Consider the following 17,810-nt stretch of genomic DNA (forward strand, 5'->3'; position numbering starts at 1 on the left):
TTTACGTAACAATTTTTATGTTTTGTTATTGGAAGGGAATCCCACGAAATGCAAAAGTGCAGGCGGTTTTTGTCGAAACTCCTCTAAACCGGTGGCTCAAATGTAAAAGTGCAGTTCATTTCTGGTCAAAAGCTGCTTTTTATCGGATAGCCTTAAATAAGATGTACTTTTGCATTTCAATTGCTCTAAAATGGCAGTTTACGGATAATAGAATGCGCTTTTGCAGTTGATCTCATCGGGCCGTCCTACTTCCATAAAAACAGTAATTCAGAAGCAGCCATAACCAAATAAGTTGAGCTATGAAATAATCCTGCAGATTTTTCTTTAAATTTAAGATAATTCATGTACAATGAGGATGGATACATACGTTTTAGGGGGAGTCTAAGAAGCCTGGCTTCGGTACAATCTATCCTAAACGGGAATCTACATTATTAAGGAGATGATTTGATGAAAACCCAACTTCGCTCCAGCCGGGTCGTGATTATCGGAACCGGTGCCGTAGGGGCAACGACAGCGTACACGCTCCTGTTAAGAGAACGGATTTCCGAGCTGGTCCTGATCGATGCGAATAAGGAAAAAGCGCTTGGCGAAGCGCTCGACATGAACCACGGACTGCCGTTTACCGGCGGGGTCAAGCTGTGGGCCGGCGATTACAGCGATTGCGCGGACGCCGACATTATCGTTATTGCCGCCGGCGCTTCCCAGCGTCCCGGTGAAACCCGGATCGACCTGCTCAAGCGCAATGCCGGCATTTTTGACAGCATCATTCAAAACATCGTAAAGTACAACAATCACGGCATTATTTTGGTTGCTACCAACCCGGTCGATATTCTCACTTATGTGACCTTGAAGAAAAGCGGGTTCCCGTCGAACCGTGTCATTGGCTCCGGTACGCTGCTGGACAGCGCCCGTTTCCGCTATCTGATCGGACAGAACAAAAAGATCAACCCGCGCAGTATCCATGCGCATATTGTCGGGGAACACGGCGATTCCGAGGTGCCGCTGTGGAGCTTGGCGAACGTGGCCGGCATCGGCTTGGAGTTTAACGAACAAGAGCGCGAGGAGATTTTTAGCAGCACCAAAAACGCCGCTTATGAAATCATTAACGCCAAAGGCGCCACCTCCTACGCGATCGCGTTGGCTTTGGACCGGATTATCGTGTCGATTTTGCAAAACGAAGGTTCCGTGCTAAACGTCTCCACCCTGCTGACCGATTACAACGGAGTTTCGGACGTATATCTCGGCGTGCCAAGCATCGTGGACCGTACCGGCGTACGCCAGGTGCTCGATCTGCAGCTCGGCGATGCGGAATTGACGCAGTTCCAAGCTTCGGCCAACAAGCTGAAATCGGAAATCGCCAAACTGGAGCTCTAATTACGGTAACTCCGCACCAACAGCAAAACGCCCAGACGCTGAAATGAACAGCGCGCTGGGTTTTTATTTTTGCATAACATTTGTTTATTAAAACAACTTTCCCTCCTCCTACGGCGTATTATTAACTGAAACCGGTAATCATGAAGGAGATGGTTCTATTGACACAATCCAAACTTATTCTGAACACAATTCTTACTACGGCCCTGCTTGCTTCGGGAACAGGACTATCTTGGACTTCCGGCGCTTCCTTAAGCGCTGTCCAAGCAGCCCCCACGACAACCGTTTCCACAAACAACAATCCGGCCCAAAGTGCCTCCGTCCCGTTGCTTTCGCCGAAATGGCAGGCCAAAGCGGACGGATTGGGCTTGTATGACACCCAGGCTCCAGTTGCAAACGGACTGGTTTATTATTCTGTCTCCGGTACGCTTAAAGCGGCCGATCTGGACACAGGTAAAGTAAAATGGTCATACAAATACGGCTCGCATCCCGAGGTCGTCACCGCAAGCTCGGTCTTCTTGATCGATTTGAACGGATACCTGGTTAAATTGCAGGCCAAAACGGGCAAGGTTCTCTGGAAAGTTAAGGCAGCCAAAACGCCGATCGTAATAGGCGCATATGCGACCTTACTAAATGACGTGTTATATGTAACCAATGAAAGTGGCGGTATTGCTGCCTATCATCCCGATTCAGGCAAAAAAATATGGGCGGATAGCAAGCTGCCCATGTATGCAAGCGACATTGTCGGCCAGCATGGCGGAGTGCTTGTTGTCTATAGCACGGTCGACAATACCCGGACGCAATTTTTCGGGCTGGACGCAGCCAGCGGCAAAAAGCTGTGGCGTCTGGAAGGCGTTTACTCCACCGTTTCCTTTAACAAAGGTCAGCTTACATTAAGACAGGATGCGGACCCTACGGCCAAAGCTCCCGTCAAAGGGTACCTGGCGACACTGGTTACATTCAACACAGCCAACGGTAAAATAACGAAGCAGGAAAATTTTCAACCGCTGAGTGATATAAGGCGGTTAGGCAGCTACTATACTGTGCTTCAAGACAATGAGCTGTATACGGTTGACGGCAACCTGGATAGCAATGAAGCAGTACTGACGCGCATCAAGCGGGGGCAAGAAAACGCGGCCGCGATCAAAAGCTATGCCGAATACGGGCAGTGGCTGGCCGGGCCGATCAACGGAACAGCATATTTCCATAAGGATGGGCAACTTACCGGGCTTAACCTGGGCAGCGACAAAACCGTGAAATTCAGCATCCCGGCTACTCCGGGACTGCATTTGCAGATCAGCGGCAAGGCGGTATTTGCTGGGGCGGAAGATGGTTACCTCTATATTATGAATGCCGCTACCGGCAAAACGCTGGGCCGGGTCAAGACCGGAGCGCAGGAGTACGGTACCATTTTCGTCAAAAACGGAGCTGCGCTGGTCCAAACAGATACAGGATTACTGGCGGTAGCGCTGCCGAAGGAACTGCAATAATGAACGACTGCTGATTAAGCCCCGCTTGAGGGCGGCGTGATAAACCATAAGGTCTAACCGCTGCCCTCAAACGGGGCTCTGTATAGTTAATCTGGTGAATTATATTAATTCATGCCATTAATCCTGAGGTACTATCTATTAGGAGTTTATTATATCATGGCAGCCGCCCGGAAGAGCAATCAATCACCCGAAGCGCTGCAGAGCGCTCCGAGTGATCAGTCGAAGTTATTACGGCACGGCGTTAGTGCCCCGATTCCACCTGGTCGACATGCTGCACATGCTTGCTGTTTAACGCAATGAACACGACCGCCAGCATCACGAACCCGGCTCCGACGATGAACGGAACATGCGGACTGTACCATTCGGCCAGCTTCCCGGCCAAAAACGGAGCAACCGCGCCTCCCAAAAAGCGCAGGAAGCTGTACGCGGCGGATGCGGTGGACCGCTCTACCGGCGCGGCGTTCATGACCGCTGTCGTGATCAGGGTGTTGTTGTTGCCGAGCAGCGCTCCGGCAAAAATGACGGCGGCGATGATCACCCAAGGCGAATCCGCCCAAATGCCCATCGCCAGCAGCACTAAAGAGAACAGGAACAGCATAGCGCACATCGATTTGAGCGTGCCGAATTTTTCCTGCAGTTTGGGGGCGGTGCCGACCGAAGTAATGGCCAGCAAAATGCCCCAGGCCAGGAAGACGTAACCGAGCCCGTGCTCATCGAGCCCCATGACGAACGGAGCGTAAGCCATCAGCGTGAAAAAGCCGAAGTTGTAAAAGCAAGCGGTCAGCCCCAATACAACCAGGGAACGATATTTCATCGCCTTAAACGGGGCCAGGATCGAAGTGCGGGAGCGCGTAACCTCCCCTTTTTTCTCCTTGGGCATCAGCATAATGAGGCCAATGAAAGCGATGACCATCAAGGAAGCGACGCCGAGAAACGGGCCTCTCCAGGAAATAGCGCCAAGCCAGCCCCCGAGCAGCGGCCCGACCGAAATGCCGAGGCCCACCGCCGCTTCGTACAGGATGACGGCTTTGCCCGTGCCACTGCTTGACAGCGTAACGATGGCCGACAACGCGGTGGCCACGAACAAGGCATTGCCAAGGCCCCAGCCGCCGCGCAGCCCGATGATCGTCCAGACATCGCCGGCCATCCCCCCAAGCGCCGAAAAGACGGCGATAACGACGATGCCGGCCAGCAGCGTCCACTTGATGCCGATGCGGGAGGAAATCGCCCCCGTGATCAGCATCGCTACCGCCATCACGGCGTTATAGCTCGTAAACAGCAGAGTAACCTGGCTGGGCGTAGCGTTCAGGCTTGCCGAAATCGCCGGAAGGATCGGATCAACGAGACCGAGTCCCATAAAGGCGATGATCGAGGCAAAAAAAACAGCCCATACGGACTTAGGTTGTTTCAGCAAGCTTGGTTCCCCAAGCTCCAAAGGACTTGATGTACCGCTTAGCGGCGCGGTTTTGGCCGATGATGTAGATGATGACATATAATCTTCCTTTCGTCTTACATTAAAGATTTGAAGGAATGCCGGATGACATCCCCGCGGCTGATAATGCCCGCGAGCACCCCATTGCGCTCGACGGGAAGCTTCTTGATTTGCTTTTTCCCCAAAATAGCCGCAATGTCCTCGATTTCTTCATCCCATGAAACTTTAATGACTTTCTTTTTGCCGATTTCCATAACGTTGAGGTCAAGCAATCTTCTGGCTCTTTCCTCGTAAGCCTCCTGATCTCCTTTGAAGACGGCCACATAATAGATCGAATCGACAACGACATCGCGGTGTTTGCCGATGTAGCGCATGATGTCCCCATCGCTGATATATGAGACGATTTCGTTTCGTTCATTCACGACGGGCAACCCGCTGATCCGATGCTCGATGAACCTTTCGATCACCGAACGGACCGTATCGCTTTCTTTCACCTTGTAGACCTGCTTGATCATAATTTCATGCGCTTGCATGCAAATCCCCCTAATCGATATAATTGTATTATACAACTACCTGCTTTTTTGTCAAGGTTGCGGCCGGGTCGCCAGCTCCCCTCCCAAGTCTTGCGCCGCCTGGTTTCATTTCAAATTCCACAGATGATATGTTACGATAAAATTATATTAAAAAGCTGTGAGGTATTCATGATATGGATCAAAATTCCCTGGAAACGATCGAGTTGGAAATCGCCATCTTATATCGCCGGATTACCTTCGTAACCGCGGCGAAAAAAAACGGCAACCTGGACCGCTCCGCCTATTTGCTGCTGCATCACATCCGCTCCTTCGGCTCCATCGGCGTCAAAGCGTTGGCTGACGAATTTCAACTGGATATCTCCACCGTAAGCCGGCAGACTGCTGCACTGGAGCAAAAAGGCTACGTCAAGCGCACGCCCGATCCCGATGACCGCCGGGCGTATTTTTTGGAGATCACGGAGCTGGGGACCACGGAGTATCTTGCTTACAAGCTGGTCCGGTTAAACCGGATCAGTGAACTGCTCAAAGATTGGTCCGACGAGGATACCTGGCAATTTGGCCAGTATTTGGAGAGATTTAACCAGGCGCTGCTGGATCATTCCAAAGCAAATGAAAATTAGATACATAATTATTGTTATGTTAACTAAATGGGAGGTAGTTATTTATGAACGATACCCATCATCCCGCCGAAATCATCGAACGCGCCTCTACTCCGTACGGGGAAATTCAACTGCAGCGGCGCGGCGAATTTTATGAAATTATCAGCAACGGCACATTTCTGATGGCAACTTATAATGGGGAATCAGAACGGCTGCTGGTGCAGCGCGCCCTGGAGCAAACGAAAACCCCCGGCAAAGTGCTGATCGGCGGCTTGGGCGTCGGCTTTTCACTGCAGGAAGCGCTGGGGGACCCGCGGGTACAGGAGGTTACGGTCGTCGAAATCGAGGCGAAAGTGATCGAATGGAACCGGACCGTTCTGGCCCCGGTATCGGATAATGCCCTGCGGCATCCGAAAACCAGGCTGGTGCACGCCGATCTAATCGCCTGGATTTGGGAGACTGACGAAACGTTTGACCTGATTTGCCTCGATATCGATAATGGCCCGGACTGGAAGGTGTTTGACGGGAACGCGTCGCTGTACGACAACCGGGGACTTGAAGCGCTCAGCCGGCGGATCAATCCGGACGGATGCATTTCTTTTTGGAGCGCCACTCCCTCTCCGGAGTTCGCCGAGCGGCTGCACGCTTTTTTCGGGAACGTGGAGATCCGGGAAGTGCCGCAAAGCCATGGCGATCCGGATTATGTGTTTCTGGTGCGGGCTGGAGGTGCCGGCCTGTGAATGTGCAAAAAGCGATCGACCGTAAAAAACTCGACGAAAAAACGCCGTTAATGCCATGGTTTGTGCAGCAGTTCATCGATTATAAGCTGCCCGACCTGTCCCCTTCCACGCTGCTGGAGTACGTGCGGGACTATGAGCAGTTTTTCGGCTGGCTGCGGGCCGAAGGATTAACGAAGGCGGAAAAGAACGGAGAAGTCACGCTAACCGATCTGGAGACGCTGCGCATGGAGGACGTCGTCGGCTACCGGCTGCATTTGACGACCCGGACCGAGGGGACGAATTCAAAAATCACGGTATCGCGCAAAATGTCGTCCCTCCGCTCCCTGTTCCATTATTTAAGCCAAATCGCCGAGGATGAAAATTTCTACCCGCTGCTGAAACGCAACATTATGGCCAAGGTGGAAATCAAACGCATCCACAAGCCGAAGGATACGGCGGCCAAGCTCAAGGGGAAAATTCTCGAGGAGGATGAACTGCTCGAATTTATCGGCTACATCGCCGAAGGGTATGGCCACGATATCGAGGGTAATAAGCAGGCGCTGTACGCTTACGAGCAAAATAAAGAACGCGACGCCTGCATCGCCAGTCTGATTCTAAATTCGGGACTGCGGGTGTCCGAGGTCGTTAACCTGAACGCCGACGATCTGGATTTGAACAACAAGCTCATCTATGTGTACCGCAAAGGGAACAATGACGAAACGTTCAAAACACCGGTTTATTTCCGCGAGCAATCCAAAGACGATCTCGCCCATTATTTAACGCTGCGGCACACGCGTTACCGCACGCCGAAACGGGAAAAAGCGCTGTTCGTCGCCATCCCCAACGGGCAAAAGGAAGGCAAGCGGATGACGAAACGGGCCATTCAGGCGATGATCATCAAATACGCCAAACGTTTCGGCAAACCGTACCTGACCGTGCATAAGCTTCGCCATTCCTTTGCCACGGACTATTATCTGCAAAACGACATCTATAAAACGAAGGAACAGCTCGGCCACGCCTCGACGGAAACGACCGAGGTTTACGCCCATCTCACCGACAAAACGATGTCCGAAGCGATTGAGCGCCGAGTCAGTGGCGGATCGTAAAGAGGTCAGTTGCCGGCCACCGTACGACAAAAAAGGACTCCCCCGTTATTTAAGCTGGAGAGTCCTTTTTTGTTCAGACGAGAACATGTTGCTTGAGGAACGCCGCAATCCCGTCCAGATCGTTCCGCTCAAAGCAGCGAAGCCCGGGCTGCTTTAGCTGCTCCAGTTCGGGGATCTCCCCTTCCCTGTACACCACGGCGCAAACCCCGTTAAGCTCCGTCAGCAAAGACGCGTCCTCGGCGGAGCGGAGCAGCACCATTTTCGGATAAGGCTCGCGCTTAAACCCTTCAACCAGAATAAGATCGTACGCCTGAAAATGCCCGATCAACCCCGCCAGCGGCGTCTCCCGCTCTTCCACGATCGCCGTTCGCCATGGCGAGACGATGGCGGCGGCGGCAGCGCCGGCCTCACGGTGGCGGTATGTATCCGTCCCTTCCCGATCAACCTCAAAGCCGTGGACGTCATGTTTGATGACGGCAACGCGAAGATTCATGGCATGAAACATCTCCAGCAGGCGAGTGATTAACGTCGTTTTACCGCTGTTTTTATAGCCGACGATTTGGATGATCGGCGCCATTTCGTTGCCCTCCTTGTTCCTGATGCTCAAACAGAACCGCCCGGAAGTTTCAGCACGGTGACCATTTCTCCCGCTTCTTTCGGTTCACTGGAAGGAGGAATGACGATCAACGCGTCGCTGTCCTTGATCGTAATCATCACGCTCGATTCGTCGAGTTCGGCCGGATAAGCATAAAGCTTGCCCTCTTGTACTTCCAGTCTCCCCCGAACGTAACGGGTAAAGTTGTTGATTTTGGGGTAAGACCTAGCCAGCTCCGCCGTTACTTCCGGCAAAAACGGTTGCGGAACGCCAAGCATCCGGCCGATCGCCGGGCGCACGTACAGCTCGAAGCCGACAAAGCAGGCGCCGGGGTTTCCGGACAACGCGAACAACAGCTTCCCGTCCTTCACGGCGGCGGTCGTCACGCTGCCGGGACGCATCGTCACTTTGTTGAACAGCATTTCGACATCGCCTCCGGACACGAGATCGGCCATAATGTCGAAATCCCCGACGGAGACGCCCCCGGTCGTGACCACCGCATCATAATCGGCAAATGCCGTCCGCACCCGCAGGCGGGCCAGCTCCAGGTCGTCGGGAATCGCCTCCAGCATCACCGGCTCTGCGCCCGCTTCCCTCACCTGGCTGGCCAGCATATACGCGTTGCTGTTGCGGATTTTTCCGTCCTGCAGCGGTTCGCCGATTGCCAGCAGCTCCGAACCGGTGGAAAAAATCGCGATCCGCGGCCGTTTGATCACCGCTACCCGGTCGATTCCAAACGTCGCGAGCACGGAAATCTCACCGGCCCCCAGCTTACGTCCAGGCTCCAAAATAACCTCTCCCGCGGCGAGCTCCAATCCCACGGGGGTAATGTTCTTGCCCGGCTCGATCTCCCGGACGAGCCGGATGTATGTTTTGCCGTCCTCCTGGACCGTCTCGGTCATTTCAAACATGACCACGGCATCGGCTTCGTCCGGCACCTTCGCACCGGTCATAATGCGTGCCGCTGTTCCTGGCGTTAGCGATACGGAAGGCAAAAAGCCGCAGGGGATCTCGTCCACAACCTCAAGCAGCACGGGACGGTTCGCGCCGCAGCCAGCCGTATCCCGGCTGAGGATGGCAAAGCCGTCCATCCCCGAGCGGCGAAAATGCGGATACGGATGCGGAGATGTGACCTGCCCGGCCAAAATACGCCCTTGTGCGTCCGGCAGCGCTACGGTTTCTGCCGGCAGGCGGTGGACATAAGGCAAAATCCTTGCTTGCGCGTCCGGAACCTGCAGCGCTTTGCGGCGAAACTTGTCTTGCCCTGAATCGGTAGTCATTTTTTAACCTCCTGCAAATATTCATCCAGTAAAGCGGAGGCTTTTTGTGAAACGGCCACAATTTCCGCCTTGCTTAAATCATCGTAATGGATTCCCATGACCACGGTCACCGTCCGATTCAGCGCCGCGGCGGCCCGGCGGGCGAATTCCTCGCTAAGCGTGTGCTCTTTATGGCCGGGAACGGCCGAGGTTTGCACGACGATGCCCTCCTCCGCCTCATAAGCGGTGGACGCCGCCCCGATATGGACCTCTCCGCCGCCAATCGTGAGCAGCAAATCGCGCCCCATCGGAATCGCCTCCAGCTTGATGTCGTCAAATGTCACTATGCCGCAGCCTCCTTTTGTCCATGTAACCACATTTTAAAGGATTCCGCGGATTTCGTCCAAATTTCGGATGCCTTCGGCGCGCATAAACTCGGTCAGCCCGGCCACCAATTGCTCGCCCGCGCGCGGCTGCACGAAATTGTAGGTCCCGATCTGAACGACGGCCGCCCCGGCCATGATAAACTCGATGATATCCTCGGCGCTGCTGATGCCGCCCATACCCATGACCGGAATCGTAACGGCCCGGCACACCTGATGGACCATCCTTAATGCGATCGGCTTGATCGCCGGTCCCGACAAACCGGCGTACAGGTTGTCGAATAAGCTGCGCCGCCGGTAAATGTCGATTTTCATAGCCGAAAACGTGTTGACCAGCGAGACCCCGTCCGCGCCCTCCTCCTGGCACATCGCGGCCATCCCGGCGATGTCTTCGGCATTGGGCGACAGCTTGACGATCAGCGGCAGCTTCGTGGCCGCGCGCACCTCGCGGACAACGCCGCGGGCGATCTCCGTTTTGATCCCGTAGGCCATTCCGCCTTCCTTCACATTGGGGCAGGAGATATTTAACTCGATCATATCGACCGCCTGACGCCCCTCCCGCTTGCGCCGGGCGGCGTCCTCATCGATCAGGCGCGCGCCCTCCGCATATTCCTCCAGCGTGTTTCCGCCCAGATTGGCGATTCGCGCCAAATCGAGCTTTTCCCAATACGGACATTCTTCGCGGAGAAAGGCGGCGACGCCCGGATTTTCCAACCCAACGCTGTTAAGCATCCCGGATGGCGTCTCGGCCGCGCGAAGGCCGTCGTTCCCCGCCTTCGAATGCAGGGTCAAGCCTTTGCCGCAGATCCCTCCAAGCCGGTTGAGATCATACAGCGCACCGTACTCCCGTCCGAAACCAAACGTGCCGGAAGCCATGACGATCGGGTTTTTAAAGGAAACCCCGGCGATGGAACAAGACAAGTCGATCCCGCTCACGCAAACACCACCTCCTCCACCGGAAAAACGGGACCATCCGTGCACGCTTTTTTGCGGCCATCCCGGCATTTCACGCTGCACACCAAACAAGCGCCGATACCGCAGGCCATCCGGTTTTCCAGGGACACGTACACCTTGGCCCGGCTTTCCGGACTCGTCTGCTTTTGCTGCACGGCTTGCAGCATCGGATGCGGTCCGCAGGCGATGATCGTATCATATGCGCCAAAATCGACGCGGTCGAGTATCGATCCGCCCACATCCACCAAAATCCGGCCCGTAGACGCCTGGCGAAACTCCTCCACCATGTACGCTTCCTGGCTGAAGCCGAGAAATACATCGGCCTGCGGCGCCGTTCTCAAGGCAAAATAAAACGGGGCGATGCCGATGCCGCCGCCGACAAATGCCGTTTTCCCCGCCAACGGGGGAAAGCCGTTGCCAAAGGGCCCTTCCATTTGGAGCGAATCGCCGGGCTTCAGCTGGGAGATCAGCCTGGTTCCTTCCCCGGCAACCCGGTACAAAAATCCGATCCGGTCCTCCGTCAAATCAAAAATACTGATCGGCCGCGACAGCAAAGGATACCTTTCGCCGGCGCGGAGCATATAAAACTGGCCCATTTTCCCGGCAAAGCGGCCTTCCGCCATCAATAAAAACACGCCGTCAGCAATGTGCCTGTTGCTAACCACAATAGCCACCAAATCCACCTCTTCCTTACGTCTGCTTCATCAAAGAATGCAATTTTTCGGGAAGAACGTCTGTGATGTTTTTCATAGCATGCTTCTTTATAAATCCCGGTAAAGATGGGCATACCAAATCATAACAACACCCGGACGAAGGAGGAAAATTCGTTGTCTACCCTGTTCAGAAACGTGCTGATTTCCATTTCCATTTTGGCGGTGACCGGTTTATCGGGGGGAAGCATGCCCGTCATGCCGGCCCTTTCCGAAACGCCCCGCGCTGTGGCTGCCGCGCTAAAGCCTAACGGCACGGAAGCAAGCGCCACAGCCGCCGCACAGGTTCAGGCGAACGCCAAGCCCAAGCCGGCCGATTTAAGCGAGCTCCAGCGCAAATATTCCGAAACCTTTAAATTTCACGGACCTAGAGTCAAGCAGGTGGCGCTGACGTTTGATGACGGGCCGGACCCAAGATTTACGCCGCGGGTTTTGGACGTTTTGCAAAAGCAGGGCGTAAAGGCGACCTTTTTTGTCGTCGGCAACCGGGCGAAAAAATTCCCCGCGCTCGTAAAACGGATCCACCATGAGGGCCACCTCATCGGCAATCATTCCTTTGGCCACCCGAATTTCGGAAAACGGTCGCTAAAGCAGTTTCAAGCGGAAATTTTACGCACGGATAAAATCATTCAGCAAACCGTCGGGTATCGGCCGAAGCTGATCCGTCCTCCCTACGGCGAAATCCGCGAACCTCAAATCCAATGGGTTAAGAAAAACGGCTACACCATCGTTAACTGGAACGTGGATTCGCTGGATTGGAAAGGGCTGGACAAATCCAAGGTCGAAGCCAACGTACTCGGCGCCGCAGGGCCCGGGTCGATCGTGCTTTTCCACGCCGGAGGGGGCGTCGGATCTAACTTAAACGGGACGGTCCAGGCTTTGCCGGAAATTATACAAACGATGCGGGCCAAAGGTTATCAGTTTGTCGATTTAGCCGAATTGCTGCATACGACGAAGTATAGATAAAAAGAAAAGCGCGAGGCATCAGACCCTATAGTCTAGCGCTCGCGCTTTATAAATTGGCTTACCAAAAATGAACCTTACTTCAGCACGTACAGGGTGACATCCTGAAACCCGAACGTCATGGCGGATGCTTTGCTGCCGGGAATGAAGATGTCGACGCGCTTGCCTTTGATCGCGCTCCCCTGATCGCTGGCGGTGGCCACGAACGCCTGCTTCGGCAAACCTTCATGGTCATAGCCGGTGACCAGCACTTTCGTTCCCATCGGAATCACGCTAGGGTCGACGGCGATCGTACCAAGCTTCAGCGGGTTGCCGAAATAATCGACCGCACCCCATTTTCCGTTTTCGTCGGCGGCTGCCGAGTAGGCCGATGCTTTCACCTGAATCGTATTGGAATAATTAAACGTTTTTCCCCAGGCCTCGACGACTTTGTCCGTTGCCAATAAGTTTGGCCCCGACGCCGCTTCGGCTTTCATCGTCTTTGCCGCAGGAGCTTCCGTTTCCGGAATCGTCAACTTCAACCCTTCGTATATATTGCCGGGATCAATCCCTTTATTGGCGTCCATCAACTGCTCCAAGCCGACCCCGTATTTCTTGGACAACAGATAGAAGGTATCTCCTTCCCCTGCCGTATGTACCGCATCCGCGTGCACAGGTACCGTTTGCAAAACCGCCGCTAAACTTGCGGCCACCAGTGTTGTTTTTGCGATTTTCGAAAATATGCGATTTCTCAACTGTCCGTCCTCCTTTTATACGCCTGCGGAGTTAGTTGTCGGATTCGGGAAAAAGGATATCCCCGGCGCCCTGTTTCAGCGCTTCACCCCAAGAAAACCGGCCTCGTCCGTTAAACGCTCCGTTTTTCGGTGAATCATCCCCCGCACCTGCCGAGGCAGGTTTTGGCTTACCTGAATATATCACAATTTTGTAACCATTGGGGCAGGAAATAGTATCCATAACGCGGAAACCCGCATTCCCATGCGATAAATTCGTCGAAGAAATCATGACAAATCGGTAAAATTGGAAGTGGATAGCGGTCATTTTGGGCGTTATTTGGCCAAATGAGCAGGCAAACAAAAAATAGCGGTCATTTTTGTCCTTATTGTTCAAAGGAGCAAGAAAATTCCGCCTCATTTGCGGCATCTGCCCAAGAATAGGTACAAAAACTTCCGCTATTTCAACCCGAAGTGTAAAATGTCCGGCAATAAGACCATTTTTTACCGCTAAGGAGAAGCCTGAATTCATCGGATTGCGATCAACCCTACAGCACTTTGCTTAAAAAATCCTTCGTGCGCTGATGCTGCGGCGCGCCGAACACCTCCTGCGGCGTCCCCTGCTCAAGAATCACGCCCTGATCCATGAACAGAATCCGGTCTCCGACCTCGCGGGCAAAGCCCATTTCATGGGTGACGATGACCATCGTCATCCCCCGCTCCGCCAGGTTCTTCATCACGTCCAGCACCTCGCCGACCATTTCCGGGTCAAGCGCCGAGGTAGGCTCGTCAAACAGCATCACATGCGGCTCCATCGCCAGCGCGCGGGCGATCGCAATCCGCTGCTTCTGCCCGCCGGACAGCTGGGAAGGATACGCGTCCCGTTTATCCTCCAGCCCGACCGTGTGCAATAGATCCATGGCGATCGCTTCGGCTTTGCCCTTGTCGAGCTTTTTCACGCGGATCGGCGCCAGCGTAATGTTGTCGAGGACGGTTTTGTGCGGGAACAGGTTGAAATGCTGGAACACCATACCCATTTTCTCGCGGGTTTTGTTGATGTTGTGCCCCTTCCCGGTAATCGATTCGCCTTCGAAACGGATTTCGCCTTCGGTCGGAACCTCCAGCAGGTTCAGGCAGCGCAAAAACGTGCTTTTCCCCGATCCGCTGGGACCGATGACGACGACGACCTCGCCTTTGGAAATTTCCAGGTCGATCCCCTTCAAAATGTGCAGCTGGCCAAACTTTTTATGCAAACCTTTAACGGTGATCACTGGTCTTCAACTTCCTTTCGAACACGCCCAAAATACGGGACAAGGTGAATGTCAAAATAAAGTACATGATTGCGATGATCAGATACGGCGTCATGCCGTCGTACGTAATGGTCACGACCGATTGCGCCTGGAAAATCAGCTCGGTCGTACCGATGATCGATACGATTGACGATTCTTTGATAATCGTGATGAACTCGTTGCCGATCGCAGGAAGCACCGATTTGATCGCTTGGGGAATGATGATATGCCGCATCGCCATCCCTTTGGTCATTCCCAGTGAACGGGCGGCCTCCCCTTGCCCGCGATCCACGCCCTGGATGCCGGCGCGGAAAATTTCCGCCAAATAAGCCGAGCTGTTGATCGACAGCGTAATCGCCCCTGACTGAATCGGCGAAAAGTTGATGTCGAACATAAACGCAAACCCATAGTGAATGATCAGCAGTTGCACCATCATCGGTGTGCCGCGTAAAAATTCCACCCAGGCATGGCCGAGAAAACGCACGATCCCCCAAGGCGACATGCGCAGCAAGGCGATGATCAGCCCCAGGAAAAAACCGCAGACCACGCTGATCGCCGCCAGCACCAGCGTATACTGCACGCCGGCCAGAAAGTAGCCCTTATACTCCATAAACATCGAAATCAAATCCATAAAGCATTCATTCCTCCTCGTTTACCTCAAACCCTTACGCAAAAAAACAGAAAATAGCGAAAAAGACCTTCGCTATTTTCTGCAGGTTGCAATCCGCCATTATTTCTCGGCCAGCGCGCTCGCTTCAGTGACGAATTTATCGATGCTGCCGTCGCCGATCAAGCGGTCCAGCGTGGAATTCACCTGATCCAGCAACTCCTGGTTGCCTTTCTTCACGCCGATTACATAACCCTCATCTTCGTTTTCCGGTTTGGCGTCGGTGATGACAAGCCCTTTGACGTTCTTAACGAACGATTCCGCTACCGGACCTTCCAAAATGGCCGCATCCACACGGTTCGTATTTAGCTGCATAATAATATCGTTGATTTTGGCCAGTGAAGTCAGTTTACCGTTCGGGACCTTCTTGGCCATTTCCTCTTGAATGGAGCCTAGCTGCACGCCGATTTTAGCGCCCTCCAGCGATTCCATCGTGCTGAATTTGTCTTTATCCGCTTCACGGGTCACTACCGCCTGCTCGGCTTTGTAGTAAATTTTCGACATATCGATTTGCTTGGCGCGTTCCGGCGTCGGGCTCAGCCCCGAAATGACCAGATCCACACGGCCGCTTGCCAGCTCGTTCAGCAAGGAGTCGAACTTCAAATCCTTAATCTCCAGCTTCGCGCCCATGTCCTTGGCGATTTCATTGGCGATCTCTACGTCGAACCCGACGATTTGGTCTTCGCCTTGCTCGTTTTTAATGTGGAACTCGTACGGCGGGAAATCCGCGCTCATACCAATTGTCAATGTTTTGTCCGCTGTAGTTGTATCCGGTTCGGCCGCCTGCGCGCCGTTTTGTGTGGTTTGGCCTCCGGTATTACCGGCCTGGCCTGCACTGTTATTTTTTCCCTGTCCGCAGGCTGCCAACACGAAAGTTAGCATCAAGACAGCTGTTAGTAATATGCCCCATTTTTTCATTCGTCTCTCTCCTGTCCTTTTTTCCACAAATTATTAACGTGATCATTACTGGGCTAATTATAAATCAGATTGTATATATATGCAAAGGATTTTCATGCCATTCATCAGATTTTCACACATTAACCGTTCCCCGCTCTCCCGCGCGCCCTTCATTTATAATACTTTGGTCAATTATTACCGCTTGACCCTCGGCCATTTATGGCGCGGTACATATTGAACGATGGTTTGATAAACAACCCCCCATTGCTCATCATCAAGCGTGCCGCCGGCTAACCTGCTATCTCCAGTTCATGCTCCGCGAAAAGTTTGGGAATAATGGGACCATGGAAACCAATACTCGATGAAAAAGAGGAGGCGTCGATCCGTGCTGCTTGAAGCTCTCTATCACGTCCCCCGGGACAAGTGGGCCTATGCCTATGACCCAGCAACAATTCATCTTCGCTTTCGCACGAAACGGGATGATGTCGAACGGGTTTTCGCCCTCACGGGCGACAAATACGACTGGAAAGGCACCTATCAGGAACTGGCGATGGAAAAAGCGGCGCATGACCGGATGTTCGACTATTGGGAGGTGTCCGTCCGGCCCAAATTCAAGCGTCTGTCATACGCTTTTAAACTGGTTTCCGGAGCCGAAACGGTGTACGTGCAGGATTCGGGAATTCAAACGGAAGAGCCAACCCCGCCCGGCGAATTGTTCGAATTTCCGTATATTCACGAGATCGAGGTGTTTAAAGTCCCGGAATGGGCCAAACAAGCGGTTTTTTATCAAATCATACCGGAGCGGTTTGCTAACGGGGATCCGTCCAATGATCCGAAGCCGGTGGAGACCTGGAGCGGAAAGCCGACCCGGGAAAACTTCTTTGGCGGCGACCTGCAGGGCGTTCTCGATCATCTCGACGACCTGGTCGACCTCGGCATCACGGCCATCTATTTCACGCCGCTGTTTACCGCGCCCTCCAATCATAAATACGATACGATGGACTATAAACAAGTCGACCCCCATTTCGGCGATAACGAGCTGCTGAAAAAGGTCGTCGAAAGCTGCCACGAACGCAGCATCCGCGTCGTGCTCGACGCCGTGTTCAACCATTGCGGCGAGCAGTTTCCGCCGTTTCAGGATGTGCTGAAGAACGGGGCCGCTTCTCCTTACGCCGACTGGTTTCATGTCAACAAGTTCCCGGCGCGCGTGGAAAACGGAGTTCCAACGTACGATACATTTGGCTTTTTTCCGAAAATGCCGAAATTCAACACCGCCAACCCGCAGCTGAAGGAATATTTGCTCGGCGTCGCCGAGTACTGGATCAAGGAGATCAAGCTGGACGGCTGGCGGCTCGATGTGGCCAACGAAATCGACCATCATTTCTGGCGGGAATTCCGCCAGGTCGTCAAACGGGCCAATCCGGACGCCTACCTGATTGGCGAGGTTTGGAGCGATTCGCTTAACTGGCTGCTCGGCGACCAATTCGATTCGGTCATGAATTATCCGTTCGCTGACAAGGTGCTGGAGTTTTTTACCGGGGGCATGGACGGCTGCGCTTTTTCGGATGAAATGGGTGCCCTGATTATGCGTTATCCGCAGCAGACGAACGAGGTCGTGTTCAACATGCTATGCAGCCATGACACCCCCCGCCTGCTGGCCCGAGTCGGCGGCGACAAACGCAAGCTGAAGCTGTGCGTCGTGTTTTTGTTTACGTACATCGGAACGCCGTGCGTGTTTTACGGCGATGAAATCGGGCTGACCGGCGACGGGGACCCGGATTGCCGGAAATGCATGGAATGGGATCAAAGCAAGCAGGACCGGGAGCTGTACGATTTCTACAAATTGATGATCGCGCTCCGCAAAAAGCACACCGCGCTGCGGCAGGGCCGCTTCCGCTTTCTTCATGCCGAACCCGGGGACCCGTGCATCATTTATGAACGTATGGACGAGGCGATGCATTTTACGGTTTGGATGAACAATACGCCCGAACCGCGAACCTTGACCCATCCGATGCAGACAAGCGATTGGCGCGACGGACTCACCGAAGAGCCGGTTGCGCCCGTCGGCGGCGTCATGAACGTCTCGCTCGATCCTTATGGCTTCCGCATTTTGTACCGGCGTTTAAAATAAAC

18 protein-coding genes and 1 riboswitch are annotated in these 17,810 nt (G+C 53.7%); of the genes, 7 read left to right on the forward strand and 11 right to left on the reverse strand.

From position 1 onward, the window contains the following. The first annotated feature begins 447 nt into the window (after positions 1-447). A complete protein-coding gene (locus ACLD72_RS08370; RefSeq protein ID WP_251594999.1) occupies positions 448-1,374 on the forward strand; it encodes an L-lactate dehydrogenase in 927 nt (308 codons plus the stop codon). Between the two features lie 158 nt (positions 1,375-1,532). Next, entirely contained in the window at positions 1,533-2,861 is a 1,329-nt protein-coding gene (locus tag ACLD72_RS08375; RefSeq protein ID WP_410999052.1) for an outer membrane protein assembly factor BamB family protein, read from the forward strand. Positions 2,862-3,102: 241 nt separating this feature from the next. Here the strand turns inward: ACLD72_RS08375 and ACLD72_RS08380 are convergent, their stop codons facing one another. Then, positions 3,103-4,353, reverse strand: coding sequence for an MFS transporter (locus tag ACLD72_RS08380; protein ID WP_410999054.1), 1,251 nt, complete (start codon positions 4,351-4,353; stop codon positions 3,103-3,105). A gap of 17 nt (positions 4,354-4,370) precedes the next feature. Continuing rightward, on the reverse strand, positions 4,371-4,826 hold the full coding sequence (locus tag ACLD72_RS08385) for a CBS domain-containing protein (RefSeq protein WP_251595006.1): 456 nt from the start codon (positions 4,824-4,826) through the stop codon (positions 4,371-4,373). Positions 4,827-4,999: 173 nt separating this feature from the next. On the opposite strand from ACLD72_RS08385, the gene ACLD72_RS08390 reads away from it, so the two are divergent. The 3 genes from ACLD72_RS08390 to xerS are packed head-to-tail and all read left to right on the forward strand — an operon-like array spanning position 5,000 to position 7,250. Further along, entirely contained in the window at positions 5,000-5,446 is a 447-nt protein-coding gene (locus ACLD72_RS08390) for a MarR family winged helix-turn-helix transcriptional regulator (RefSeq protein WP_410999056.1), read from the forward strand. Between the two features lie 44 nt (positions 5,447-5,490). Further along, on the forward strand, positions 5,491-6,165 hold the full coding sequence (locus ACLD72_RS08395; protein WP_410999058.1) for a spermine/spermidine synthase domain-containing protein: 675 nt from the start codon (positions 5,491-5,493) through the stop codon (positions 6,163-6,165). Further along, positions 6,162-7,250, forward strand: a complete 1,089-nt coding sequence (gene xerS / locus ACLD72_RS08400) for a tyrosine recombinase XerS (protein WP_410999060.1) — start codon at positions 6,162-6,164, stop codon at positions 7,248-7,250. Before ACLD72_RS08395 ends, xerS begins: the two co-directional genes overlap by 4 nt. Before the next feature lie 73 nt (positions 7,251-7,323). On the opposite strand, the gene mobB is transcribed toward xerS, so the two are convergent. Genes mobB through ACLD72_RS08425 form a run of 5 tightly spaced genes read right to left on the reverse strand, consistent with a single transcriptional unit; the run spans position 7,324 to position 11,115 of the window. Further along, a complete protein-coding gene (gene mobB, locus ACLD72_RS08405) occupies positions 7,324-7,827 on the reverse strand; it encodes a molybdopterin-guanine dinucleotide biosynthesis protein B (RefSeq protein ID WP_458475705.1) in 504 nt (167 codons plus the stop codon). Positions 7,828-7,853: 26 nt separating this feature from the next. Then, the gene (locus tag ACLD72_RS08410) at positions 7,854-9,125 is read right to left on the reverse strand and encodes a molybdenum cofactor synthesis domain-containing protein (protein ID WP_410999064.1); all 1,272 of its coding nucleotides are present in this window, start codon (positions 9,123-9,125) and stop codon (positions 7,854-7,856) included. Then, positions 9,122-9,448, reverse strand: a complete 327-nt coding sequence (gene lpdD / locus ACLD72_RS08415) for a prenylated flavin chaperone LpdD (RefSeq protein WP_410999066.1) — start codon at positions 9,446-9,448, stop codon at positions 9,122-9,124. Before lpdD ends, ACLD72_RS08410 begins: the two co-directional genes overlap by 4 nt. A 36-nt stretch (positions 9,449-9,484) precedes the next feature. After that, entirely contained in the window at positions 9,485-10,423 is a 939-nt protein-coding gene (locus ACLD72_RS08420) for a dihydroorotate dehydrogenase (RefSeq protein ID WP_410999068.1), read from the reverse strand. Then, positions 10,420-11,115: a dihydroorotate dehydrogenase electron transfer subunit gene (locus ACLD72_RS08425; RefSeq protein WP_410999070.1), complete on the reverse strand. Its 696-nt coding sequence runs from the start codon at positions 11,113-11,115 to the stop codon at positions 10,420-10,422. Before ACLD72_RS08425 ends, ACLD72_RS08420 begins: the two co-directional genes overlap by 4 nt. Positions 11,116-11,268: 153 nt before the next feature. Here ACLD72_RS08425 and ACLD72_RS08430 point away from each other — a divergent pair, with 153 nt between their 5' ends. Continuing rightward, on the forward strand, positions 11,269-12,117 hold the full coding sequence (locus ACLD72_RS08430; RefSeq protein WP_458475707.1) for a polysaccharide deacetylase family protein: 849 nt from the start codon (positions 11,269-11,271) through the stop codon (positions 12,115-12,117). Positions 12,118-12,191: 74 nt separating this feature from the next. On the opposite strand, the gene ACLD72_RS08435 is transcribed toward ACLD72_RS08430, so the two are convergent. From ACLD72_RS08435 to ACLD72_RS08450, 4 genes are all read right to left on the reverse strand, one after another. Continuing rightward, positions 12,192-12,848, reverse strand: coding sequence for a 3D domain-containing protein (locus tag ACLD72_RS08435; protein WP_410999072.1), 657 nt, complete (start codon positions 12,846-12,848; stop codon positions 12,192-12,194). A gap of 4 nt (positions 12,849-12,852) precedes the next feature. After that, a riboswitch (cyclic di-AMP (ydaO/yuaA leader) is annotated at positions 12,853-13,026 on the reverse strand. Between the two features lie 346 nt (positions 13,027-13,372). Continuing rightward, on the reverse strand, positions 13,373-14,095 hold the full coding sequence (locus ACLD72_RS08440; RefSeq protein ID WP_410999074.1) for an amino acid ABC transporter ATP-binding protein: 723 nt from the start codon (positions 14,093-14,095) through the stop codon (positions 13,373-13,375). After that, the gene (locus ACLD72_RS08445; protein ID WP_410999076.1) at positions 14,082-14,744 is read right to left on the reverse strand and encodes an amino acid ABC transporter permease; all 663 of its coding nucleotides are present in this window, start codon (positions 14,742-14,744) and stop codon (positions 14,082-14,084) included. The genes ACLD72_RS08440 and ACLD72_RS08445 overlap by 14 nt, the downstream gene beginning before the upstream one ends. A gap of 99 nt (positions 14,745-14,843) precedes the next feature. After that, the gene (locus tag ACLD72_RS08450; protein WP_410999078.1) at positions 14,844-15,698 is read right to left on the reverse strand and encodes a transporter substrate-binding domain-containing protein; all 855 of its coding nucleotides are present in this window, start codon (positions 15,696-15,698) and stop codon (positions 14,844-14,846) included. Positions 15,699-16,062: 364 nt separating this feature from the next. Between ACLD72_RS08450 and ACLD72_RS08455 the strand changes: the two genes are divergently transcribed. Then, entirely contained in the window at positions 16,063-17,808 is a 1,746-nt protein-coding gene (locus ACLD72_RS08455; protein ID WP_410999080.1) for an alpha-glycosidase, read from the forward strand. Positions 17,809-17,810 lie beyond the last annotated feature (2 nt).

The organism is Paenibacillus lacisediminis, from assembly GCF_046567315.2.